The 22,434-nt window shown below is 72.1% G+C and carries 19 protein-coding genes; 12 read left to right on the top strand and 7 right to left on the bottom strand.

Annotated features, from left to right (window positions below):
- Nucleotides 1-122: 122 nt before the first annotated feature.
- Both K7787_RS21545 and K7787_RS21550 read right to left on the bottom strand, forming a co-directional pair.
- Complete coding sequence (locus tag K7787_RS21545; RefSeq protein WP_223002626.1) at nucleotides 123-863, bottom strand: class I SAM-dependent methyltransferase; 741 nt, start codon at nucleotides 861-863, stop codon at nucleotides 123-125.
- 80 nt (nucleotides 864-943) lie between these two features.
- Nucleotides 944-1,573: a DUF3043 domain-containing protein gene (locus tag K7787_RS21550; RefSeq protein WP_197073753.1), complete on the bottom strand. Its 630-nt coding sequence runs from the start codon at nucleotides 1,571-1,573 to the stop codon at nucleotides 944-946.
- A 253-nt stretch (nucleotides 1,574-1,826) separates the two neighbouring features.
- On the opposite strand from K7787_RS21550, the gene K7787_RS21555 reads away from it, so the two are divergent.
- The 5 genes from K7787_RS21555 to K7787_RS21575 all read left to right on the top strand — a co-directional run bounded on the left by K7787_RS21555 (nucleotide 1,827) and on the right by K7787_RS21575 (nucleotide 8,505).
- Nucleotides 1,827-2,618 carry a PspA/IM30 family protein gene (locus K7787_RS21555; protein ID WP_009188196.1) on the top strand — a complete coding sequence of 264 codons (792 nt, stop codon included), beginning with the start codon at nucleotides 1,827-1,829 and terminating at the stop codon, nucleotides 2,616-2,618.
- 67 nt (nucleotides 2,619-2,685) lie between these two features.
- A complete protein-coding gene (pspAA, locus tag K7787_RS21560; protein WP_009188195.1) occupies nucleotides 2,686-2,964 on the top strand; it encodes a PspA-associated protein PspAA in 279 nt (92 codons plus the stop codon).
- Between the two features lie 197 nt (nucleotides 2,965-3,161).
- Nucleotides 3,162-4,520 carry a sensor histidine kinase gene (locus K7787_RS21565; protein WP_223002609.1) on the top strand — a complete coding sequence of 453 codons (1,359 nt, stop codon included), beginning with the start codon at nucleotides 3,162-3,164 and terminating at the stop codon, nucleotides 4,518-4,520.
- Nucleotides 4,517-5,197 (top strand): response regulator, encoded by a 681-nt coding sequence (locus K7787_RS21570; protein WP_009188193.1) that lies wholly within the window; start codon nucleotides 4,517-4,519, stop codon nucleotides 5,195-5,197. Before K7787_RS21565 ends, K7787_RS21570 begins: the two co-directional genes overlap by 4 nt.
- 203 nt (nucleotides 5,198-5,400) lie before the next feature.
- Nucleotides 5,401-8,505, top strand: a complete 3,105-nt coding sequence (locus K7787_RS21575) for an efflux RND transporter permease subunit (protein ID WP_223002610.1) — start codon at nucleotides 5,401-5,403, stop codon at nucleotides 8,503-8,505.
- 77 nt (nucleotides 8,506-8,582) lie between these two features.
- Here the strand turns inward: K7787_RS21575 and nadA are convergent, their stop codons facing one another.
- Entirely contained in the window at nucleotides 8,583-9,767 is a 1,185-nt protein-coding gene (nadA, locus tag K7787_RS21580; protein ID WP_223002611.1) for a quinolinate synthase NadA, read from the bottom strand.
- A gap of 317 nt (nucleotides 9,768-10,084) precedes the next feature.
- Here nadA and erpA point away from each other — a divergent pair, with 317 nt between their 5' ends.
- The gene (erpA, locus tag K7787_RS21585) at nucleotides 10,085-10,441 is read left to right on the top strand and encodes an iron-sulfur cluster insertion protein ErpA (RefSeq protein ID WP_019522019.1); all 357 of its coding nucleotides are present in this window, start codon (nucleotides 10,085-10,087) and stop codon (nucleotides 10,439-10,441) included.
- Nucleotides 10,442-10,607: 166 nt separating this feature from the next.
- On the opposite strand, the gene K7787_RS21590 is transcribed toward erpA, so the two are convergent.
- Both K7787_RS21590 and K7787_RS21595 read right to left on the bottom strand, forming a co-directional pair.
- Nucleotides 10,608-12,275 (bottom strand): hypothetical protein, encoded by a 1,668-nt coding sequence (locus K7787_RS21590; RefSeq protein WP_223002612.1) that lies wholly within the window; start codon nucleotides 12,273-12,275, stop codon nucleotides 10,608-10,610.
- Nucleotides 12,276-12,536: 261 nt separating this feature from the next.
- Nucleotides 12,537-12,749, bottom strand: a complete 213-nt coding sequence (locus K7787_RS21595) for a hypothetical protein (protein ID WP_019984470.1) — start codon at nucleotides 12,747-12,749, stop codon at nucleotides 12,537-12,539.
- 130 nt (nucleotides 12,750-12,879) lie between these two features.
- On the opposite strand from K7787_RS21595, the gene K7787_RS21600 reads away from it, so the two are divergent.
- Nucleotides 12,880-13,854 carry a carbohydrate kinase family protein gene (locus tag K7787_RS21600; RefSeq protein ID WP_009188187.1) on the top strand — a complete coding sequence of 325 codons (975 nt, stop codon included), beginning with the start codon at nucleotides 12,880-12,882 and terminating at the stop codon, nucleotides 13,852-13,854.
- A gap of 860 nt (nucleotides 13,855-14,714) precedes the next feature.
- Here the strand turns inward: K7787_RS21600 and K7787_RS21605 are convergent.
- Nucleotides 14,715-16,100, bottom strand: a complete 1,386-nt coding sequence (locus K7787_RS21605; protein ID WP_223002613.1) for a cysteine desulfurase/sulfurtransferase TusA family protein — start codon at nucleotides 16,098-16,100, stop codon at nucleotides 14,715-14,717.
- Nucleotides 16,101-16,421: 321 nt separating this feature from the next.
- On the opposite strand from K7787_RS21605, the gene ctaC reads away from it, so the two are divergent.
- The 4 genes from ctaC to K7787_RS21625 all read left to right on the top strand — a co-directional run bounded on the left by ctaC (nucleotide 16,422) and on the right by K7787_RS21625 (nucleotide 20,997).
- Entirely contained in the window at nucleotides 16,422-17,381 is a 960-nt protein-coding gene (gene ctaC, locus K7787_RS21610) for an aa3-type cytochrome oxidase subunit II (RefSeq protein ID WP_009188185.1), read from the top strand.
- Nucleotides 17,378-19,117 carry an aa3-type cytochrome oxidase subunit I gene (ctaD, locus tag K7787_RS21615; protein ID WP_009188184.1) on the top strand — a complete coding sequence of 580 codons (1,740 nt, stop codon included), beginning with the start codon at nucleotides 17,378-17,380 and terminating at the stop codon, nucleotides 19,115-19,117. The genes ctaC and ctaD overlap by 4 nt, the downstream gene beginning before the upstream one ends.
- On the top strand, nucleotides 19,114-19,512 hold the full coding sequence (locus K7787_RS21620) for a cytochrome c oxidase subunit 4 (protein ID WP_009188183.1): 399 nt from the start codon (nucleotides 19,114-19,116) through the stop codon (nucleotides 19,510-19,512). Before ctaD ends, K7787_RS21620 begins: the two co-directional genes overlap by 4 nt.
- A 222-nt stretch (nucleotides 19,513-19,734) precedes the next feature.
- Nucleotides 19,735-20,997 (top strand): L,D-transpeptidase, encoded by a 1,263-nt coding sequence (locus K7787_RS21625; protein WP_164392145.1) that lies wholly within the window; start codon nucleotides 19,735-19,737, stop codon nucleotides 20,995-20,997.
- Between the two features lie 153 nt (nucleotides 20,998-21,150).
- Here K7787_RS21625 and K7787_RS21630 read toward each other — a convergent pair whose 3' ends face one another.
- Nucleotides 21,151-21,552, bottom strand: a complete 402-nt coding sequence (locus tag K7787_RS21630; RefSeq protein ID WP_009188181.1) for a response regulator — start codon at nucleotides 21,550-21,552, stop codon at nucleotides 21,151-21,153.
- Between the two features lie 203 nt (nucleotides 21,553-21,755).
- Here K7787_RS21630 and ctaE point away from each other — a divergent pair, with 203 nt between their 5' ends.
- Nucleotides 21,756-22,376: an aa3-type cytochrome oxidase subunit III gene (ctaE, locus tag K7787_RS21635; protein WP_009188180.1), complete on the top strand. Its 621-nt coding sequence runs from the start codon at nucleotides 21,756-21,758 to the stop codon at nucleotides 22,374-22,376.
- Nucleotides 22,377-22,434 lie beyond the last annotated feature (58 nt).

Here is a 22,434-nt window from a genome sequence, read left to right on the forward strand (position 1 = left end):
GAGCCTCGGCCTCGTACACCCGGTACACCCGGGGAGGACCAGCCCCGTACGCCGCGAGGCTCAGCCTCCCTACGCCGGGGGCCTCCAGCCCCGTACGCCGAGGGAGGCTCGCCGGGGAAGGCTCAGCCCCGTACGCCGCACAGGTGCAGCAGCGCCGCCACCGAGCGGTACGGGTCGGTGCGGCCGGCCCGGTCCTCGGCGGCCAGCAGGGTCTCCAGGTCGGCCGGCGGCTCCGTGCCGTCCGCCGCCGTGTCCGTGAAGACCCGCACGCCGTACCAGGAGTGCAGCGGCGCCCCGATGCCGGCCAGCGTCGCCGTCAGATCGGCGAGCCGGTCCGCGCGGACGTCCAGACCGAGGCGGACGGGGGTCCCCCCGTCCGGGTCCGTTCGAGAATGGGGGAGGTACGCGGTCGTGTCGAACGCCGCCAGCGCGCCCGCCCAGTCGCCGGACAGGCCCGGCCGCAGCGCCAGCGCGTCGCCGTTGCGCACCAGCAGCGACAGCAGGCCGCCCGGTGCGAGCATCCGCGCCAGCCCGGCGAGCAGCGCGTCCGGCTCCTCGACGTACATCAGCACGCCGTGGCACAGCACCACGTCGAAACTGCCGGGCAGGAAGTGCACCCCGGTGTCCCGGCCGTCGCTCTCGACGATCCGCACCCGCGCCCGGATGCCCTCCGGCTCGCGGGCCAGCGCCGCGCGCGCCGCGGAGATCATCGTCTCGTCGCGCTCCAGGCCGGTCACCTGGTGGCCGGCGCGCGCCAGGCGCAGCGCCTGCGTGCCCTGGCCCATCCCGACGTCGAGCACCCGCAGCCGCTGCCCGACGGGGAACCGCCCGGCGATCTGCTCCTCCAGCTGCCGGGCGACCAGTTCCTGCCGTACGACATCGCGCAGCCCGCCCGGCTCGGTCAGCCAGGAATCGGCCGCGTCCCCGGAGAAAGCGGTCGCACTCAGGGCCGCTCGCCCCGCTTGACCTGCGGCTTCGGCAGCCTCAGCCGGCGCATCTGCAGGGAGCGCATCAGACCGTAGGCGACCGCGCCCTTGGTGTTCTGGTCCGGGAAGCGCTCGGCGAGCCGCTTCCGGAGCCGGAAGCCGCTGACGACGGAGTCCAGCACGATCAGGACGATCACCACGAGCCACAGCAGCAGCGCCACCTGCTGGAGGTAGCCCACCCGCACCATGGACAGCACGAGGATGGCCACGGCCATCGGCAGGAAGAACTCCGCGATGTTGAACCGCGAGTCGATGAAGTCGCGCGCGAAGCGGCGCACCGGGCCCTTGTCGCGGGCCGGGAGGTAGCGCTCGTCGCCGTTGGCCAGCGCCTGGCGCTGGCGCTCCAGCGCGACACGGCGCTCCTCGCGCTGCCGCTTGGCGGCGTCCTTGCGCGTCGTGGGCGTGGTGGCGACGCTGCGTCGCTGGGACTGGGCCTCACTCCGCTTCGGCGTCGGGCGGCCCTTGGGGGCCTGGGGGTCACGGGGCTGCTTGGAGATGCTCACCGGGGCCTTGTCGGCGGCCGGGGCCTTCTCTTCCTTGGCACGGCTACGGAACACAAATCCCAAGGGTAAGGGCTTGACCCGCATGGACCACAGCCCGGCCGGGAACGATCCGGCAACACCGGACGTCTGAAGGAGAACAGGGGGACGGCACGACCGCGGCGGTCCGGCGCTCCCGGGGATCACCTACTCCCTGGGCCGGAGCGGTGGCGTACGCAGTCGTCCTTGGGGATGACCGCATCCGCGACCGAACAGTGCGGTAATGGATGCAGGGCCCGTACTGTGGGTTCTGTCGCAGAGCTGTGAGCTGGAGTCCGTCAGAAGGGGGCGCGCGAAGCCCATGAGCGGTGTCATGAAGCGTATGGGGATGATCTTCCGCGCGAAGGCGAACAAGGCCCTTGACCGGGCCGAGGACCCGCGCGAGACCCTCGATTACTCGTACCAGAAGCAGCTGGAGCTGCTGCAGAAGGTCCGCCGCGGCGTCGCCGACGTGGCGACCAGCCGCAAGCGCCTCGAACTCCAGCTGAACCAGCTGCAGCAGCAGTCCTCCAAGCTGGAGGACCAGGGCCGCAAGGCGCTGGCGCTCGGCCGTGAGGACCTGGCCCGCGAGGCCCTGTCCCGCCGCGCCGCGCTGCAGCAGCAGGTCACCGACCTGGAGACGCAGCACTCCACCCTCCAGGGCGAGGAGGAGAAGCTCACCCTGGCGGCCCAGCGCCTGCAGGCCAAGGTGGACGCCTTCCGGACCAAGAAGGAGACCATCAAGGCCACCTACACCGCCGCCCAGGCGCAGACCCGGATCGGCGAGGCGTTCTCCGGCATCTCCGAGGAGATGGGCGACGTCGGCCTGGCCATCCAGCGTGCCGAGGACAAGACCCAGCAGCTCCAGGCCCGGGCCGGCGCGATCGACGAACTGCTCGCCTCCGGCGCCCTCGACGACCCGTCGGGGATGGCCAAGGACGACATCGCGGCCGAGCTGGACCGCCTCTCCGGTGGTACGGATGTAGAGCTGGAGCTGCAGCGCATGAAGGCCGAGCTGGCCGGCGGCGCCCCGCAGCAGGCCATCGAGGGCGGCCAGAACCAGGCGCAGCCCCAGCAGCAGCCGCAGGACGCTCCCCGCTTCGACAAGCAGTAGGCCGGGCGCGGAGCACGCCACGTCACGTCACCGACAGCCGGGGTCCTACGCCGCCGAGGAGGGCGACATGATCGTACGGATCATGGGGGAGGGACAGGTGAGGCTGGCCGACAGCCACCTCGCCGAACTCAACAAGCTGGACGACGAACTCCTGTCCGAGATGGAGAACGGCGACGGCCCCGGCTTCCGCCGCACCCTGATCGCCCTCCTCGACAAGGTCCGCGCCCTGGGCGACCCGCTCCCGGACGACTCCCTGGAACCCTCGGACCTGATCCTGCCGTCCCCGGACGCCACCTTGGAGGAAGTCCGCGAACTGCTCAGCGACGACGGCTTGATCCCGGGGTGAGGCGGGGCGCCCCTGAGCCCCGGCCCGCACATCCGGCCCGGCCGGCGTTCGAGGACGAGGCCGTCCAGGCCGACGGCGGGGATGCGGGGGCGGCAGCCCCCGAAGGGCCCGGCGTCCTCCGGGCGCCTTCGCACACCAGGGCGCCGAGTCTCACGTAACCGCACCGCGCGCCCCCGCCCAAGTTACCGTTGGCGACCGTGACTGCCCTCGACCGCGCCCGCTGCGGCCTCCGCGCGCACCCCTTCGCCCTGGACGCGGCCCTCGCCGCCGGCGTCCTGGTGTGCATGGTGGCCGGCTCCTTCGTGGACCCGAACGAAGCGGGCGGCGTGAGCTGGGCCGTGAGAAGACCCGAAGTCCTCAGCCTGGTCCTGATGACCCTCGGCGCCGTCGCGCTGGTCTTCCGCCGCCGCGCCCCGCGCACGGTCCTCGCCGTCACCGGCGCCGTCTCCCTGATCGAGTGCGTCACCGGAGACCCGCGCGCCCCCGTCGCCATGTCGGTCGTCGTGGCCCTGTTCACCGTCGCCGCCAGCACCGACCGCACCACCACCTGGCGTCTCGGCCTGTCCACGATGGTCGTGCTGACCGGCGCCGCGATGCTCGCCGGGCCCCTGCCCTGGTACGCGCAGGAGAACCTCGGCATCTTCGCCTGGACCGGCATGGCCGCCGCCGGCGGCGACGCCGTCCGCAGCCGCCGCGCCTTCGTCCGGGCCATGCGCGAACGCGCCGAACGCGCCGAGCGCACCCGCGAGGAGGAGGCCCGCCGCCGCGTCGCCGAGGAGCGGCTGCGCATCGCCCGCGATCTGCACGACGTCGTCGCCCACCACATCGCGCTGGTCAACGTGCAGGCCGGGGTCGCCGCGCACGTCATGGACAAGCGTCCCGACCAGGCGAAGGAGGCGCTGGCGCACGTCCGCGAGGCGGGCCGGTCCGCGCTGAACGAACTGCGCGCCACCGTCGGGCTGCTCAGGCAGTCCGACGACCCGGAGGCGCCCACCGAACCCGCTCCCGGCCTGGACCGCCTGGACGAACTCGTCGGCACCTTCCGCAGCGCCGGGCTGCATGTGGAGGTGGCCCGCGCCGACGACGGCACGACCCTGCCCGCCGCCGTCGATCTGGCCGCGTTCCGCGTCGTCCAGGAGGCGCTGACCAATGTGCACAAGCACGCCGGCGCGGGCGCGCGGGCCGAGGTCAGCGTCGTACGCGTCGGGCCCAGGATCGAGATCACCGTCCTGGACGACGGCGCACGCGCCGCCGCCCCCGCCCCCGGGGCGCTCAAGACCCTCGATGCCCTCGAAACCCCCGAAGGCACCCCCGACGACGACGCCTCCGCCCCCGCCGGCGGCCACGGTCTGCTCGGCATGCGCGAGCGCGTCACCGCCCTCGGCGGGGCCCTCACCACCGGCCCCCGGTACGGCGGCGGCTTCCGGGTCCATGCGATCCTGCCCGCGACGACCCACACCGCGCCCCGCACCGCGCCCCGCACCCAGCCCCACAGCCCGCCCCGCACTGAGCCCCACGCCCAGGCCCGTACGCCCGCCCCGGGGGATGCCGCATGACGATCCGTGTCCTGCTCGCCGACGACCAGGCCCTGCTGCGCAGCGCCTTCCGCGTGCTCGTCGACTCCGAGCCCGACATGGAGGTGGTCGGCGAGGCGTCCGAGGGCGCCGCGGCGGTGCGCCTGGCCCGGGAGCAGCGCGCCGACGTGGTCCTGATGGACATCCGGATGCCGGGCACCGACGGCCTCGCCGCCACCCGGATGATCAGCGCCGACCCCGCTCTCGCGCACGTGCGGGTGGTCATCCTGACCACCTTCGAGGTGGACGACTACGTGGTGCAGGCGCTGCGTGCGGGAGCCTCCGGCTTCCTCGGCAAGGGCAGCGAACCGGAGGAGCTGCTCAGCGCCATCCGGATCGCCGCCCAGGGCGAGGCCCTGCTGTCCCCGGTCGCCACCAAAGGCCTGATCGCCCGCTTCCTCGCCCAGGGCGACGCCGACGACGGCCGCGACCCGGCCCGCTCCGGGCGGCTGGAGGCGCTGACCGTGCGCGAGCGCGAGGTGCTGGTCCAGGTCGCCGGCGGCCACTCCAACGACGAGATCGCCGAGCGCCTGGAGGTCAGCCCGCTGACCGTCAAGACGCATGTGAACCGGGCGATGGCCAAGCTCGGCGCCCGCGACCGGGCCCAGCTGGTGGTCATCGCCTACGAGTCCGGACTGGTCCGCCCCCGGGTGGAGTGACCCCTCTCCACCTCGCTACGTCCGAGGGTGGAGCGGCCTCGGCGCGGGTGTACTGCGCCCGGAGTATGAGCGCCGTAAGGAACGGGACCAGGGGGCTACGGGACACCCCCCGCCGATGACCCAGGGTGTAGGGGTGGGGCGCAGCTGCGCGCCCGTGCCGCTTGCCCAGCTCACCGCCGCTCACAGAAGAGAGACCCCGACCGATGTCCTGGCTGTCCAGGTTCAGCCTCGCCCAACGGGCCCTGATCGGACTGATGTCCGTGGTGGCGCTCGTGTTCGGGGCGATCGCCATACCCCAGCTCAAACAGCAGCTGCTGCCCACGATCGAGCTGCCCGTCGTGTCCGTGCTGGCGCCCTACCAGGGGGCGTCGCCGGACGTGGTGGAGAAGCAGGTTGTCGAGCCGCTGGAAGACAACCTCAAGGCCGTCGACGGCATCACCGGCGTCACCTCCACGGCCAGTGAGGGCAGCGCCGTGATCACGGCGTCCTTCGACTACGGCAACGACACCCAGCAGCTCGTCGCCGATGTCCAGCAGGCCGTCAACCGGGCCCGCCCGAAGCTGCCGGACGACGTGGACCCGCAGGTCATCGCCGGTTCGACCGACGACATCCCGACCGTGGTGCTGGCCGTCACCTCCGGCAAGGACCAGCAGGCGCTGGCCGACCAGCTGGACAAGACGGTCGTGCCGGAGCTGAAGAACATCGACGGCGTCGGCCAGGTCACCGTGGACGGCGTGCGCGACCTCCAGGTCACCGTCACCCCGGACGACCGCAGGCTCGCCGCGGCCGGGCTCACCTCCGCCGCGCTCGCCCAGGCGCTCCAGGCGGGCGGCGCCACCGTGCCGGCCGGCTCCTTCGACGAGGGCGGCGCCAACCGCACCGTCCAGGTCGGCGGCGGCCTCACCTCGCTGCGGCAGATCCGGGACCTGATGGTCACCGTCCAGGGCGAGGCGGCGAAGAAGCCCGTCCGCCTCGGCGACGTGGCGACGGTGAAGCAGGAGCCGGCCAAGGCCGACTCCATCACCCGCACCGACGGCCGGCCGAGCCTGGCCGTCGCGGTCACCATGGACCACGACGGCAGCGCGGTCGCCATCTCGAACGCGGTCGAGGACAAGCTGCCCGGCCTGCGCAAGTCCCTCGGCGGCGACGCGAAGATCACGACGGTCAGCGACCAGGGCCCCGCCGTCGCCAAGTCCATCGACGGCCTGACCACCGAGGGCGCGCTCGGTCTGCTCTTCGCGGTCCTGGTCATCCTGGTCTTCCTGGCCTCGGTGCGCTCCACGCTGGTCACGGCGGTGTCCATCCCGCTGTCGGTGGTGCTGGCCCTGATCGTGCTGTGGACGCGCGACCTGTCGCTGAACATGCTGACGCTGGGCGCGCTGACCATCGCCATCGGCCGGGTCGTGGACGACTCGATCGTGGTCCTGGAGAACATCAAGCGGCACCTCGGCTACGGCGAGGAGCGGCGCGAGGCCATCCTGGCCGCCGTGCGCGAGGTGGCCGGCGCGGTGACCTCCTCGACGCTCACCACGGTCGCCGTGTTCCTGCCGATCGGCCTGGTCGGCGGCATGGTGGGCGAGCTGTTCGGGCCCTTCAGCCTCACCGTCACCGCCGCGCTGCTGGCCTCGCTGCTGGTGTCGCTGACGGTGGTGCCGGTGCTGTCGTACTGGTTCCTGCGCGCGCCCAAGGGCACGCCCGCCGAGGCCGGCCAGGCCCGCCGCCAGGCCGAGGAGAAGGAGGCGAACAGCCGCCTGACCCGCTTCTACGTCCCCGTCCTGCGGTTCGCCACCCGGCGCCGGCTGACCAGCGTGCTGATCGCGGTCGTCGTGCTGATCGGCACGTTCGGCATGACCCCGCTGCTGAAGACGAACTTCTTCGACTCCGGCGACCAGAAGGTGCTCAGCGTCAAGCAGCAGCTCAGGCCCGGCGCCAGCCTGGCGGCCACCGACGCCGCGGCGCGCAAGGTCGAGAAGCTGCTCGCCGGCACGAAGGGCGTCAAGGACTACCAGGTCACGGTCGGCTCGTCCGGCTTCATGGCGGCCTTCGGCGGCTCCACCGACTCCAACCACGCCTCCTACCAGGTGATGCTGGAGGACTCGGCCTCCGCCGACGACGTCCGCGCCGACCTCGAGGACGGCCTGCACAAGCTGTCCGGCATCGGCACCACCACGGTCAACGCCGGCGACGGCTTCGGCGACCAGGACCTGAAGGTCGTCGTCAAGGCGTCCGACGCGAACGTGCTGCGCACCGCCGCCGAGCAGGTCCGCAAGACCGTCGCGGGCCTGGACGACGTCACCGACGTCACCAGCGACCTCTCGCAGAGCGTGCCGCGCGTCTCGGTGCGCGCCAACGCCAAGGCGGCCGCGGCCGGCTTCGACGACCAGAGCCTCGGCCTGGCCGTCGCCCAGTCGGTGCGGGGCACCACCGCCGCCAAGGCGGTCCTGGACGACACCGAGCGCGACGTCGTCATCCGGTCGGCCGAGCCCGCCCAGACGCTGGCGCAGCTGAAGAACCTGCGCCTGGGGCCGGTGAAGCTGAGCGACGTGGCCACCGTGAAGCTGGTGGACGGGCCGGTGTCGATGACCCGGATCGACGGCCGGCGCGCGGCGACCGTCACCGCCAAGCCGACCGGCGACAACACCGGCGCGGTCAGCACCAAGCTCCAGTCGAAGATCAAGGCGCTGAAGCTCCCGGCGGGCGCGACGGCCGAGATCGGCGGCGTCACCTCCGACCAGAACGACGCGTTCAAGAACCTCGGCCTGGCGATGCTCGCGGCGATCGCGATCGTCTTCCTGCTGCTGGTCGCCACGTTCCGGTCGCTGGCCCAGCCGCTGATCCTGCTGGTGTCCATCCCGTTCGCGGCCACCGGCGCGCTCGGCCTGCTGATCGCCACCGGCACCCCGATGGGCGTGCCCGCGATGATCGGCATGCTGATGCTCATCGGCATCGTGGTGACGAACGCGATCGTGCTGATCGACCTGATCAACCAGTACCGGAAGCAGGGCTACGGCGTCGTGGAGGCCGTGCTGGAAGGCGGCCGGCACCGGCTGCGGCCCATCCTGATGACGGCGCTGGCGACCATCTTCGCCCTGCTCCCGATGGCCCTCGGGGTCACCGGCGAGGGCGGTTTCATCGCCCAGCCGCTGGCGGTGGTCGTGATCGGCGGCCTGGTCACCTCGACCCTGCTCACCCTCCTCCTCGTCCCGACCCTCTACGCCATGCTGGAACTCCGCAAGGAGCGCCGCGCGAAGAAGCGCGAGGCGAAGCGGGCGACGAAGACCGAGGACCTGGAACCGGCGGGCGTCTGACGCCGCACGGCACGGGCACGAAGACGGCCGGGCTCCCTCCAGAGGGGGCCCGGCCGTCGCCGTTCTTGCGCCGGGGGTTACGGCAGCGCCAGCATCCGTTCCAGGGCCAGCTTCGCGAACGCCTCGGTCTCCTTGTCGACCTCGATGCGGTTGACCAGGTTGCCCTCGGCCAGGGACTCCAGGGTCCACACCAGGTGGGGCAGGTCGATGCGGTTCATGGTCGAGCAGAAGCACACCGTCCGGTCGAGGAAGACGATCTCCTTGCCCTCGGGAGCGAAACGGTTCGCCAGGCGGCGGACCAGGTTCAGCTCGGTGCCGATGGCCCACTTGGAGCCGGCCGGGGCCGCCTCCAGCGCCTTGATGATGTACTCCGTGGAGCCGACGTAGTCCGCCGCGGCGACCACCTCGTGCTTGCACTCCGGGTGCACCAGGACGTTGACGCCGGGGATGCGCGCGCGCACGTCCTCGACCGAGTCCAGGCTGAAGCGGCCGTGCACCGAGCAGTGGCCGCGCCACAGGATCATCTTCGCCGCGCGCAGCTCCTCGGCGGTCAGGCCGCCGTTCGGCCGGTGCGGGTTGTAGACGACGCAGTCCTCCAGGGACATGCCCATGTCCCTGACCGCCGTGTTGCGGCCGAGGTGCTGGTCGGGCAGGAACAGCACCTTCTCGCCCTGCTCGAACGCCCAGTCCAGGGCGCGCTTCGCGTTGGACGAGGTGCAGATGGTGCCGCCGTGCTTGCCGGTGAACGCCTTGATGTCGGCCGAGGAGTTCATGTACGACACCGGCACGACCTGCTCGGCGATGCCGGCCTCGGTCAGCACGTCCCAGCACTCGGCGACCTGCTCGGCCGTCGCCATGTCGGCCATCGAGCACCCGGCGGCCAGGTCCGGCAGGACGACCTTCTGCTCGTCGCTCGTCAGGATGTCGGCGGACTCCGCCATGAAGTGCACACCGCAGAACACGATGTACTCCGCGTCCGGCCGCGCGGCGGCGTCGCGGGCCAGCTTGAAGGAGTCGCCCGTGACGTCGGCGAACTGGATGACCTCGTCACGCTGGTAGTGGTGGCCGAGGACGAAGACCTTGTCCCCGAGCTTCTCCTTGGCCGCGCGGGCGCGCGCCACCAGATCGGGGTCGGACGGGGAGGGCAGCTCGCCGGGGCAGTCGACGCCGCGCTCGCTCCTCGGGTCGGCCTCGCGGCCGAGCAGCAGCAGGGCGAGCGGCGTCGGCTGGACGTCGAGCTCCTGGGGCTGGGCGGTGGTCACGACACGCACCCTTTCTACTTTTCGTCTAATTGACGTTATCTATCATAACCGCTTCACGTCACTTTGACGATGCCCATAGCGTCGATGTGACGTGAATCCCGACACCTCTCCGTCCGCCGCCGTTGCCCCCGTTGTCGCCTTCGTCGCATCGGGGCGCCCGGTCCGTGCGGCCCTGTCCGCGGCCCGGCGCGTGTGCGAGCATGAAGAGGACGAGCATGGACACGTGAGAAGGCAAGTGCTCGGCCCGGAATGAATCCGCGGCCTCGCCGGTTGCACTCGTCGGCAAGCAGTCTCCGTACAACCCGGGAGAGATGTAGATGTCCGTATCGGACGAGACCACCACCGTCACCGACGGCATCGTTCTGACCGACGCCGCCGCGTCCAAGGTCAAGGCCCTGCTCGACCAGGAAGGCCGTGACGACCTCGCCCTGCGCGTCGCCGTCCAGCCCGGCGGCTGCTCCGGCCTGCGCTACCAGCTCTTCTTCGACGAGCGCTCCCTCGACGGCGACGTCGTCAAGGACTTCGGCGGCGTCAAGGTCGTGACCGACCGGATGAGCGCCCCGTACCTGGGCGGCGCCACCATCGACTTCGTGGACACCATCGAGAAGCAGGGCTTCACGATCGACAACCCGAACGCGACGGGTTCCTGCGCCTGCGGCGACTCCTTCAGCTGACCCGGCCGGACGCGTGAGCGTCCCACCGGGACGGATCTGACGGAAGGCGGCGGCCCCCCACCCGGGGGACCGCCGCCTTCCGCATGCGGCGCCCGTCTTGCGTGCGCGGTCTCGTCCGCCGCCTGCACCGCCCGCCGCGGGCGGTGTCCGCTGCCGCCCGCGCCGCCTACCGCACCGGCTGCCCCTGGTTCGCGTGCGGCGCGTCGGTCGTCCGGGCGGCGGGCCGCTCCAGCGGGACCGGGTCACCGTCCGCCCCGAACACCTTCCGCTCACCGAGCGGACGCTCCAGCGGCACCGTCCGGTGGTAGATCCTGGCGATCGCGATGCACACCCGGTCCGGCCACCGCTTCTCGGTCACCGTGACCGTCACCCGGTCGGCGGCCTCGCGCGCGGCCACCTGGTAGTCCGAGCACACCCCGCCCTCGAAGGTCACCGTCAGTTCGTCCCCCCGCACCGCGTACGCCGTCACCGGCACGTCCTCGGTGACCGGGGCCGCGGTGCCCGAACCGCTCGGCCTCGGCTCCGGGCTCCCGGACGGCGCCGCCGACGCACCGGCCGACGAGGCCAGGTACCGGGGGTCGACGGCCGGGTACGTCACCGTGTAGCTCTCCTGCCCGGCCGCCCCGCGCACCTGGAACAGCCACGACGGCACCAGCGTCCGCCGCCCCTCGGAGGTGCGCGAGGCCAGCCCGAACACCGCCTTGTCCACGGTCAGCGTCTCGCCCTCGGCCTTCCCGCCCGACGCGGAGGAGCCGCACGGCGCCTCCAGGCGGTCCTTCTGCGGCACCGGACTCGCGCAGCCGCCGATGCCCATCCGGTGGTCGGTCCGGGGCGCCGCGTTCATCAGGTCCAGCGTCTTGCGCGCGCTCAGCACCGGATACGCGTCCCCCTTCACCGGCGTCTTCAACAGCCCGCTGCCGCCGACCAGTTCACCCCGCACGCCGACGACCAGATCGGTCGTCCAGCCGTACGTGGGCAGGCCGCCCACCCGCGGCTCGGCGGTCACCGCCCGCTGGGCGCCCATGACCTGGCTCGCGTCCACCGCCGCGTCGCCCTGGCCCACCGCCTTCAGCACCGGGGCCACCGCCTTCTCGGCCGCCGCCACGCTCACCGGACGATCGGCGGGAGCGATGGGGCCGTGCCCGCAGGTCGCGCCCTTGCAGTCGTCGGTGCCCGGCGTGTACCGGCTGAACGTCCAGGAGCCCGGCGCCTGCCGGTCCACCCGCAGCACCGGCCCCGACCCGTCCTTCGCGGCCCCGACCCGCCACGCCCGCGCCTCGGCCACCGGAGCGCCCTCGACGCCGAACGCCTTCGCCAGCCGGGCCGCCTCCGCACGGGTGACCTCGCCCCGGGCCGTGTAGACCGGCGCCGATCCCGGCCCGGCGGGCAGCGCGCCGGCCGCCCGGTAGGCGGCGCCGTAGGGGTCGGGCTCGCCGGGCGCGATGCCGGCGGTCCCGGAGCCGCCCGTGCCCTGGGCGGAGTAGCCGTCGAGGACCAGCGGCGGGGGAGTGCCCTGTCCGGCGGGCGCGGCCGACTCCGTACGGCCGTCCGAGGCGCCGGCCGCGAGATACGCCCCGCCGCCGCCCACCAGCAGCACGGCCGCGGCCACCGACGCCGCCATCAGCGGCCCGCGCCCCCACCGGGACCGCCCGCCGCCGCTCTCCGTACGCGCCGTGTCCCCGCCCGAGGTGTCCTCCCCGGACCCGGAGGCGCCGGACCCGGAAGTGCCGGACCCGGAAGTGCCGGACCCGGGAGCGGTCCCGGAGGCGCCGCCCGCTGCGCCGTTCCCCGCGGCCTCGGCCGCGTCGTCGTGGTCGGGTCGCTCGGTGTTCACCGCATCGCTCCTTCGGCTGCCGTACTTCCCCGGGCCGGCGCCCGACCGGCCCTGTGGAAGTGATCGGCCGGCGGGTCGTATCCCGCATCCCCCGAACGGGGGACGGCGATGGGACGCGGCGGGGGAGCGTACGGTTCCCGCCGCGCGCGGGCCGCCCGGCGGGCGCACCCGCGCCGAACGCCCCGCCGGAGCGAGCCGAACGCTCAGCCGGAGCAATCCGTACTCAGCAGGCGTACGCCACTCGGTCGGCGTACCGCGCCCTCAGTCGCCGTACTCCGCCATGGCGTCCAGCAGCCGGGCGGCCGACGCGGGCACGGACACGCCGTGGATGCGCGACGGCGGGACCGGGCGGGCGGCGTGGCGCTCGGGCGTCGACCAGCGGGGCGCCATCCGGGCGCAGTCCCCGCGCAGGGTGGCCAGGTCGGCGTCCTGATCGGCCGGAACGGGACGGGTGCGGGCCTCGAGGTTCGTCATGGGCGAACCGTAAGCACGGCACGACCGTCCGGGAAAGACCTACTATCGGGTAGTTTCGCCCGCTTCAGCGGTCCGCGCCGAGCGGGTAGCGTGAAGCGTCAATCCCCCTCCCGGCAGGAGAGTCCACGCCGTGCGCATCGCTGTCACCGGCTCCATCGCCACTGACCACCTCATGACGTTCCCCGGCCGCTTCGCCGACCAGCTCGTCGCGGACCAGCTGCACACGGTCTCGCTCTCCTTCCTGGTCGACCAGCTGGACGTCCGGCGCGGCGGCGTCGGCGCCAACATCGCCTTCGGCATGGGCCAGCTCGGCACGTCCCCCGTCCTGGTGGGCGCGGCGGGCCCCGACTTCGGCGAGTACCGCGACTGGCTGGACCGGCACGGCGTCGACACCGCCTCGGTGCGGATCTCCGAGACCCTGCACACCGCCCGCTTCGTGTGCACCACGGACGCCGACCACAACCAGATCGGCTCCTTCTACACCGGCGCGATGAGCGAGGCCCGCCTCATCGAGCTGAAGACCGTCGCGGACCGCGTCGGCGGCCTCGACCTGGTGCTGATCGGCGCCGACGACCCGGAGGCGATGCTGCGGCACACCGAGGAGTGCCGCTCGCGCTCCATCCCCTTCGCCGCCGACTTCTCCCAGCAGATCGCCCGCATGGACGGCGAGGAGATCCGCACGCTGCTGGACGGCGCGACGTACCTCTTCTCCAACGAGTACGAGAAGGGCCTCATCGAGTCCAAGACCGGCTGGAGCGACGCCGAGATCCTCGACCGGGTCGGCCACCGGGTCACCACCCTCGGCGCCCGCGGCGTCCGCATCGAGCGCGTGGGCGAGGAGCCGATCGAGGTCGGCTGCCCGGACGAGGAGCGCAAGGCCGACCCGACGGGCGTCGGCGACGCCTTCCGCGCCGGTTTCCTCTCCGGCCTGGTCTGGGGCGTGGACCACGAGCGCGCCGCCCAGGTCGGCTGCATGCTCGCCACCCTGGTCATCGAGACCGTCGGCACCCAGGAGTACCAGCTGCGCCGCGCCCACTTCATGGAGCGCTTCACCAAGGCCTACGGCGACGACGCGGCCCGCGAGGTCCGCGCCCACCTGGTCTGACCCCGCCGAGGCCCGCCGGCCCGAGCGATGGCGGCCTCCGCCCCGACCGCGCAGCGGCCGCCTCGGTCCGGCCACGCCGCCGGCCACCTCGGTCCGGCCGTGCCGGCCCGACTGCGAGACGGCCGCCTCGGTCCGGCCGCGCCGCCGGTCGCGGGGGCAGGACCACGTGACGGCCGGTCAGACCCGACCGCGCCGCGGTCGCCCGGGTCCGACCGCGAGGCGGCGGCTGTGCCCCGGCCGTGCCGCAGGGCGTCCCGGTCCGGCTGCCGTCTGCGCCCGGTCGTGCCGCCGGTCGCCGGGGCCGTGTCGAGAGAGGGCCGGTCAGGCCCGACCGCGCTGCGGGCCGCCTCGGCCTGGCCGGGTGGCGGCCGGTTCGGTCCGGGCGTGCCGTGGGCTCTTGGTCCGGCCGTTCCGTGTGATGGCCGTCCCCGCCCGACCGCCCTGGGGGCCGCCTCGGCCTGACCGGGTGGCGGCCGGTTCGGTCCGGGCGTGCCGAAGGGCGTGGCGGTCCCACCGAGTGGCGGTTGCCGCGGCCCGGCTGTGCCGCAGGGCGTCCCGGTCCGGCTGCCGTCTGCGCCCGGTCGTGCCGCCGGTCGCCGGGGCCGTGTCGAGAGAGGGCCGGTCAGGCCCGGCCGCGCTGTGGGCCGCCTCGGCCCGACGGAGTGGCGGCCGATTCGGTCCGGCCGTGCCGCGGGTCCTTGGTCCGGCCGTGTCGAAGGGCTGCGGCCCGGCCGTGCCGCAGGGCCTCCCGGGCCGGCACGTCGGCAGCCGTCTGCGCCCGGTCGGGCCGGCCGGCACCCGGGAGGTCGGCCGCGATGCCGCCCCCGGCGAGCCGCCCCGCGAGGACGGACGCCTCCCGCTCAGACCACCCGGCGCACGACGTACGCCGCGCCCTCGGCCGCCGGTTCCTCGCCGGCGTACTCCTGGCCCCGCATCTCGCACCACGCCGGGATGTCCAGCCGCGCCGCCGCGTCGTCCGCCAGGACCCGTACCGTGCCGCCGACCGGGACGTCCCCGATGACCTTGGCCAGCTCGATCACCGGGATCGGGCAGCGCTTGCCGAGCGCGTCCAGCACCAGCTCCTCCCGGCCCGCGACCGCCTGCGGCGCGTGCGGCGCCCCGGCGCCCAGCTTCTCCCGCACCCCCGCCACCACCCCGGGCAGCACCGTCAGGAACCGCTCGACGTCCTCCGCCGGCGTCCCCGCCGGCAGCGACACCCGTACGTTGCCCTCGCTCAGCACCCCCATCGCCCGCAGCACATGGCTCGGCGTCAGCGTGCTGCTGGTGCAGGACGAGCCCGAGGAGACCGCGAAGCCCTCCCGGTCCAGCTCGTGCAGCAACGCCTCGCCGTCGACGTAGAGACAGGAGAAGGTGACGATCCCCGGCAGCCGCCGCTCCGGATCGCCCACCACCTCCACGTCCGGCACCAGATGCGGCACCCGCGCCCGGATCCGCTCCGTCAACTCCCGCAGCCGCGCCGCCTCCCCGGCCGCCTCCGCGCGCACCGCCCGCAGCGAGGCCGCCGCCGCCACGATCGCCGGGATGTTCTCGAACCCGGCCGCCCGCCCCGACTCCCGCTCGTCCACCGGCCCCCGCACCGCGAACCGCACCCCCTTGCGCACCACGAGCAGCCCGACCCCGGGCGGCCCGCCCCACTTGTGCGCGCTCGCCGCCAGCAGCGACCAGTCGCCCGGCACCGGTCCCCAGCCCAGCGACTGCGCCGCGTCCACCAGCAGCGGCACCCCCGCCGCCCGGCACGCCCCGGCCACCTCGGCCACCGGCTGCTCGGTGCCCACCTCGTGGTTGGCGGACTGCAGACAGGCCAGCGCGGTGTCCGCGCGCAGCGCCCCGGCGTACGCCGCGACGTCCACCGCGCCCCCGCGGTCCACCGGGACCCGGGTGACCGAACCGCCCGCCGCCTCGTGCGCCTCGGCCGAATGGAGCACCGAGGAGTGTTCTACGGCTGACACGATCAGGTGATCCCCGACCCGGCGCCGGCCGGCCAGCGCCCCCGCGATCCCGGAGTGCACGGCCCGCGTCCCGGAGGCGGTGAACGTCAGCTCGTCGGCCCGGCACCCCACCGCCTCGGCGGTCGCCTCCCGCGCCGCGTCCAGCAGCAACCGCGCCCGCCGCCCCTCCTTGTAGAGCCGCGCGGGATCGGCCCACCCCTCGTCGAGGGAGGCGAGAAACGCCTGCCGGGCGACGGGATGCAGAGGAGCGCCGGAAGCGGCGTCGAAATAGACCACACGCCCACGCTAAGCGCCCCGCGGCGGCGCGGGGAACCGAACGAGCGCCCGCCACCGGCCCGCGCCGACCGCCGAACCCGCTGCTCCCGGACCGTCAGAGGCCCCAACACACCTGCGCAAACCACGCCACCGGGGGGCATCCCACCCGCCAGCGTGACCCGCGGCGCGTTGGGCACCCCTCCCCGCGACCCGCCGGAAGGCGTCCAGTAGGGTTTGGTCCGCATAAACATCCAAACCCCTGCCCGACGCAGGGCGGCGACCGACCAGCGAGAAGGCAGGCCGCAGCCAACCGCGCGGGCGAGACTCTCGGGAAGGCGCTACGTGAGTCCCAACGGCTCCGACCGCTCGCCGCGGCGCCCGATGCGGCGGAAGCTGCTGCAGGCACTGACTGCGGGCCTGGTCCTGGCGACCGCAACCGGTTGCACATACAAGGACTTCCCCCGGCTGGGTATGCCCACCCCCGCGACGGAAGAGGCTCCGCGGATCCTCTCCCTGTGGCAGGGCTCCTGGGCCGCCGCGATCGCGGTCGGCGTGCTGGTGTGGGGTCTGATCCTGTGGAGTGCTTTCTTCCACCGGCGCAGCCGCACCAAGGTCGAGGTCCCTCCGCAGACCCGGTACAACATGCCCATCGAGGCGCTGTACACGGTCGTCCCGCTCATCATCGTCTCGGTGCTGTTCTACTTCACGGCCCGTGACGAGTCGAAGCTCCTCGACGAATCCAAGAAGCCCGACGTCACGGTCAACGTCGTCGGCTACCAGTGGAGCTGGGCCTTCAACTACGTGGCGCCCGTCCAGGGTTCCACGGGTGACGCGAAGACCGACAAGAACCTGACGGCCATTCCGGACCGGTTCAAGAACGACTTCCCGGCCAATGCCGGCGGCGTCTACGACTACGGCACGCCGGGCACGCGGAACCCGCAGAACGGGAACCCCGGCCCGACCCTGTGGCTGCCCAAGGGCAAGACCGTCCGCTTCATCCTCACCTCGCGGGACGTCAACCACTCCTTCTGGGTGCTGCCGTTCCTGATGAAGATGGACGTCATCCCGGGCCACACCAACTCCTTCCAGGTGACCCCCAACCAGGAGGGCACCTTCCGGGGCAAGTGCGCCGAGCTCTGCGGCCAGGACCACTCCCGGATGCTGTTCAACGTGAAGGTCGTCTCGCCGGAGCGTTACGAGCAGCACCTCAAGGACCTCGCTAAGAAGGGGCAGACCGGTTACGTTCCCGCCGGCATCGCGCAGACGAGCCACGAGAAGAACCGGGAGACGAACAACCTGTGAGCATCCTCAACGAACCTCAGGGTGCCGCCGCGGCTGAGGGCTCTTACGAGAGCGAGCAGCCGGTGCGGCGCAAGCAACCCGGCAACGTCGTGATCAAGTGGCTGACGACCACCGACCACAAGACGATCGGCACGCTGTACCTCGTCACGTCGTTCGCGTTCTTCTGCATCGGCGGCGTGATGGCGCTGCTGATGCGCGCCGAGCTGGCCCGCCCCGGTCTGCAGTTCATGTCGAACGAGCAGTTCAACCAGGCGTTCACCATGCACGGCACGATCATGCTGCTGATGTTCGCGACGCCGCTCTTCGCCGGCTTCACGAACTGGATCATGCCGCTGCAGATCGGCGCGCCGGACGTGGCCTTCCCGCGGCTGAACATGTTCGCCTACTGGCTGTACCTGTTCGGCTCGCTGATCGCGGTGGGTGGCTTCCTCACCCCGCAGGGCGCCGCCGACTTCGGCTGGTTCGCCTACGCCCCGCTCTCCGACGCGGTGCACTCGCCGGGCATCGGCGGCGACATGTGGATCATGGGTCTGGCCTTCTCCGGCTTCGGCACGATCCTCGGCTCGGTCAACTTCATCACCACGATCATCTGCATGCGCGCGCCGGGCATGACCATGTTCCGCATGCCGATCTTCGTGTGGAACGTGCTGCTCACCGCGGTGCTCGTCCTGCTGGCCTTCCCCGTGCTGGCCGCGGCCCTGTTCGCGCTGGAGGCCGACCGCAAGTTCGGCGCCCACGTGTTCGACGCCGCCAACGGCGGAGCCCTGCTGTGGCAACACCTCTTCTGGTTCTTCGGCCACCCAGAGGTGTACATCATCGCGCTGCCGTTCTTCGGCATCATCAGTGAGGTCATCCCGGTCTTCTCCCGCAAGCCGATGTTCGGCTACATGGGTCTGATCGGCGCGACCATCGCCATCGCGGGTCTGTCCGTGACCGTGTGGGCCCACCACATGTACGTCACCGGCGGTGTGCTCCTGCCGTTCTTCTCCTTCATGACCTTCCTGATCGCGGTCCCGACCGGTGTGAAGTTCTTCAACTGGATCGGCACCATGTGGAAGGGCTCGCTGTCCTTCGAGACGCCGATGCTCTGGGCGACCGGCTTCCTGATCACCTTCACCTTCGGTGGTCTGACCGGCGTCATCCTGGCCTCGCCCCCGATGGACTTCCACATCTCCGACTCGTACTTCGTGGTGGCCCACTTCCACTACGTCGTCTTCGGCACGGTCGTCTTCGCGATGTTCTCCGGCTTCCACTTCTGGTGGCCGAAGTTCACCGGCAAGATGCTGGACGAGCGGCTCGGCAAGATGACCTTCTGGATGCTGTTCATCGGCTTCCACGGCACCTTCCTCATCCAGCACTGGCTGGGCGCCGAGGGCATGCCGCGCCGGTACGCCGACTACCTGGCGGCCGACGGCTTCACCGCGCTGAACACGATCTCGACGATCTTCTCCTTCCTGCTCGGCCTGTCGATCCTGCCGTTCTTCTACAACGTGTGGAAGACGGCCAAGTACGGCAAGCCGGTCGGCGTCGACGACCCGTGGGGCTACGGCCGCTCCCTGGAGTGGGCGACCTCCTGCCCGCCGCCGCGGCACAACTTCCTCACCCTGCCGCGGATCCGCAGTGAATCCCCGGCGTTCGACCTGCACCACCCGGAGATCGCCGCGCTCGACCAGCTCGAGAACGCCGGTCACGGCGAGAAGGCGGCCCTCGCTGGCGGCAAGGAGGCCGGCAAGTGAAGATCCAGGGCAAGATGTTCATCTGGCTGAGCGTCTTCCTCCTCATCATGGCCATCGTCTACGGCGTGTGGTCGAAGGAGCCGGCCGGCACCACGGCGCTCTTCCTGTCGTTCGGCCTGAGCATCATGGTCGGCTTCTACCTGGGCTTCACGGCCAAGCGGGTGGACGCCGGCGCTCAGGACAACAAGGAGGCCGACGTCGCGGACGACGCCGGTGAGCTGGGCTTCTTCAGCCCGCACAGCTGGCAGCCGCTCGCCCTCGGCGTCGGCGGCGCGCTGGCCTTCCTCGGTGTGGCGCTCGGCTGGTGGCTGCTGTACTTCGGCGCCCCGCTCGTCATGATCGGGCTGTGGGGCTGGGTGTTCGAGTACTACCGCGGTGAGAACCGCACCCAGTGACACCCGCTCGACCCCGGGAGCCCGGATCCTCCGCACGGAGGGTCCGGGCTCCCGCCTTTTCGCCCCGCGACCGCACCGCCTCCGCGTCCCGCGACCGGATCCCGGTCTCCGCCCGCGACCGGCCCCCCGGTTTCGGCCCGCGACCGCACGGCCGCCGTACGAGCGTCGCCCGAACGGACGACTTATCGCGCCGAAGTTGACGGAGCTACCTAGCGTGCTGCCATGAGCACCACTCCGCGCACGCGTACCCGCACCGTCGTCAGCCGTGCCCTGTTGGTGGCCGCCCTCGGCGCGGGCGCCACCGCTTGCGGCCCGGACGGCAATCCCCTGGCCACCGCCCCGTACGACGCGGCGGACCAGATCTCCGTCAGCGGCCCCACGGAAGCCGGGAAACAGGCCGACCCGGACAAGCCCCTGGTGGTCACCGCAGAGGGCTCGGACGGCCGGATCACGGACGTCACGGCCGTGGACACCACGGGCCGCCACGTCTCCGGCGAACTCGACGCCGACGGGGCCCGCTGGCACAGCACCTCGCCCCTGGCCGCCGGCGCCCACTACACGGTCACGGTGAGCACGGAGGACGGCGACGGGGCACCCGGCCGCAAGGTCCTCACCGTCGACACCAGCAAGCCCGACACCCTCAAGCGCCTGAACGTGGAGTTCGGGCCGGAGGCGGGCACCTACGGCGTCGGCGAGCCCATCGTGGCGCAACTCGACCAGCCCATCAAGGACAAGGCGCAGCGCGCCATCGTGGAGCGCGGCCTGAGGGTCGAGTCCACGCCCGCCGTGCAGGGCTCCTGGTACTGGGTGGACGACAAGCAGCTGCACTACCGGCCCCGGGACTACTGGCCGGCCAACGCCACCGTCGAGGTGCACAGCAACCTCGAGAACATCCGGATCAACAACGAGCTGTGGGGCGGCGAGGCCAAGCCGCTGACCATCACCACCGGCGACCGGATCATCGCCCTCACGGACGCCGCCACGCACCGGCTGACGCTCTACCGCAACGACGAGAAGGTCAAGGAGATCCCCGTCACCACGGGCAAGCCCGGCTTCGAGACCCGCAACGGCGTCAAGGTCGTACTGGCCAAGCAGTACTTCGTGCGGATGAAGAGCACCACCGTCGGCATCGCCGCCGGCTCCTCGGACTCCTACGACCTGCCCGTCTACTACGCCACCCGGGTGACCTGGAGCGGCGAGTTCGTCCACGCGGCCCCCTGGTCCGTGGGCTCACAGGGCAGCGCCAACGTCAGCCACGGCTGCACGGGCATGAGCACGCCGAACGCCAAGTGGTTCTTCGACAACATCCACGAGGGCGACATCGTCCAGGTGGTGAACTCGGCCGGCCAGCAGATGGAGACCTTCGACAACGGCTTCGGCGACTGGAACCTGTCCTGGGACAAGTGGCTCCAGGGCAGCGCCCTCACCGGCGCCCAGGGCTCCCCCCAGGGCGACACGACCAGGCTCCGCCCCCAGAGCCTCTGAAGCGGGGGCGACCATCGGGGGGCGCGGGGCCGTGCCGAGGTGCGGCTCCGCCCCGTGAGCGCGCCCCGCCACGGACGGCCCGCAGCCGCGAGACTACGGGCCGTCCCGAGCTGTCAGGCGCCGTGGAACGCCGTCACGCGCCGCAGCGCACCCTCACGCGGTCACCGGGACGCTTTTCCGCAGCAACGCCGCCAGCGCGGACGCGAACTCCACCGGCTCCACCGGCAGCGTCACCGCCGCGTCCGCCCGGCTCCAGGTGGCCAGCCACGCGTCCTGCGGCCGCCCGATCAGCAGCAGCACCGGCGGGCACCGGAACACCTCGTCCTTGATCTGCCGGCACAGCCCCATGCCGCCCATCGGCACGGCCTCGCCGTCCAGGACGCACACGTCGATCCCGCCCCTGTCCAGCTCCTTGAGCACCGCGGCGGGCGTGGCGCACTCCAGGAACTCCACCAAGGGGGCGTCCTGGGCCGGCCTGCGGCCGGTGGCAAGCCGCACCTGCTCCCGGGTGCCTGCGTCGTCGCTGTAGACCAGCACCGTGGCGGTCGCCTGCATTGTTCCTCCACGCATCTCAGAACAGCCTTGGTCGGAGAACTCATCGGGAACTTCCGGGTACCGATGCGGCGGATGCTACTCCTCCCCATCCCTGGTCAACACCGCTTGGAACACGCCTTCGATGGGCCATACGGGCTGGACACACCCCCCAGACACTCCGAACGGCACCCCCCGGAGTGAGGGCGGGATAAGCGACCGACATAATGTCGGTCGTGGCGACAGCAACGACAGTAGAAACCGGGCACGCGCACCCGTCGGTCAACCGGCCGAACCTCACCAGCGTCGGAACCATCATCTGGCTGAGTTCCGAGCTGATGTTCTTCGCGGCCCTCTTCGCGATGTACTTCACCCTGCGATCGGTGACGGGTCCGGCGCACTGGAAGGAGATGGCGGACCACCTCAACGTCCCCTTCTCGTCGGCGAACACCACGATCCTGGTGCTCTCCTCGCTCACCTGCCAGCTCGGCGTCTTCGCCGCCGAGCGCGGTGACGTGAAGAAGCTCCGGGGCTGGTTCATCGTCACCTTCATCATGGGTGCGATCTTCATCGGCGGTCAGATCTACGAGTACACCAGCCTGGTGAAGGAGGACGGGCTCTCCCTGTCCTCCGACCCGTACGGCTCGGTGTTCTACCTGACCACCGGCTTCCACGGCCTGCACGTGACGGGCGGTCTCATCGCCTTCCTGCTGGTCCTCGGCCGCACCTACGCGGCGCGGAGGTTCACCCACGAGCAGGCGACCGCGGCCATCGTCGTGTCCTACTACTGGCACTTCGTCGATGTCGTCTGGATCGGCCTCTTCGCCACGATCTACCTGATCAAGTAGCCGACGAACCGATCTCAGTCCGCAAAGCATCGACGCAGAAGATCCTGACACCGGGGTA

Origin of the sequence: Streptomyces sennicomposti (assembly GCF_019890635.1) — a bacterium.
GTDB lineage: Bacteria > Actinomycetota > Actinomycetes > Streptomycetales > Streptomycetaceae > Streptomyces > Streptomyces sennicomposti.

Excerpts from the sequence above, each read along its gene's own strand:
- K7787_RS21625 (WP_164392145.1), top strand. The coding sequence starts at position 19,735 with ATGAGCACCACTCCGCGCACGCGTACCCGCACCGTCGTCAGCCGTGCC.
- K7787_RS21570 (WP_009188193.1), top strand. The coding sequence starts at position 4,517 with ATGACGATCCGTGTCCTGCTCGCCGACGACCAGGCCCTGCTGCGCAGC.
- erpA (WP_019522019.1), top strand. The coding sequence starts at position 10,085 with ATGTCCGTATCGGACGAGACCACCACCGTCACCGACGGCATCGTTCTG.
- K7787_RS21555 (WP_009188196.1), top strand. The coding sequence starts at position 1,827 with ATGAGCGGTGTCATGAAGCGTATGGGGATGATCTTCCGCGCGAAGGCG.
- pspAA (WP_009188195.1), top strand. The coding sequence starts at position 2,686 with ATGATCGTACGGATCATGGGGGAGGGACAGGTGAGGCTGGCCGACAGC.
- K7787_RS21575 (WP_223002610.1), top strand. The coding sequence starts at position 5,401 with ATGTCCTGGCTGTCCAGGTTCAGCCTCGCCCAACGGGCCCTGATCGGA.
- K7787_RS21630 (WP_009188181.1), bottom strand. The coding sequence starts at position 21,552 with ATGCAGGCGACCGCCACGGTGCTGGTCTACAGCGACGACGCAGGCACC.
- ctaE (WP_009188180.1), top strand. The coding sequence starts at position 21,756 with ATGTCGGTCGTGGCGACAGCAACGACAGTAGAAACCGGGCACGCGCAC.
- K7787_RS21595 (WP_019984470.1), bottom strand. The coding sequence starts at position 12,749 with ATGACGAACCTCGAGGCCCGCACCCGTCCCGTTCCGGCCGATCAGGAC.
- K7787_RS21550 (WP_197073753.1), bottom strand. The coding sequence starts at position 1,573 with ATGCGGGTCAAGCCCTTACCCTTGGGATTTGTGTTCCGTAGCCGTGCC.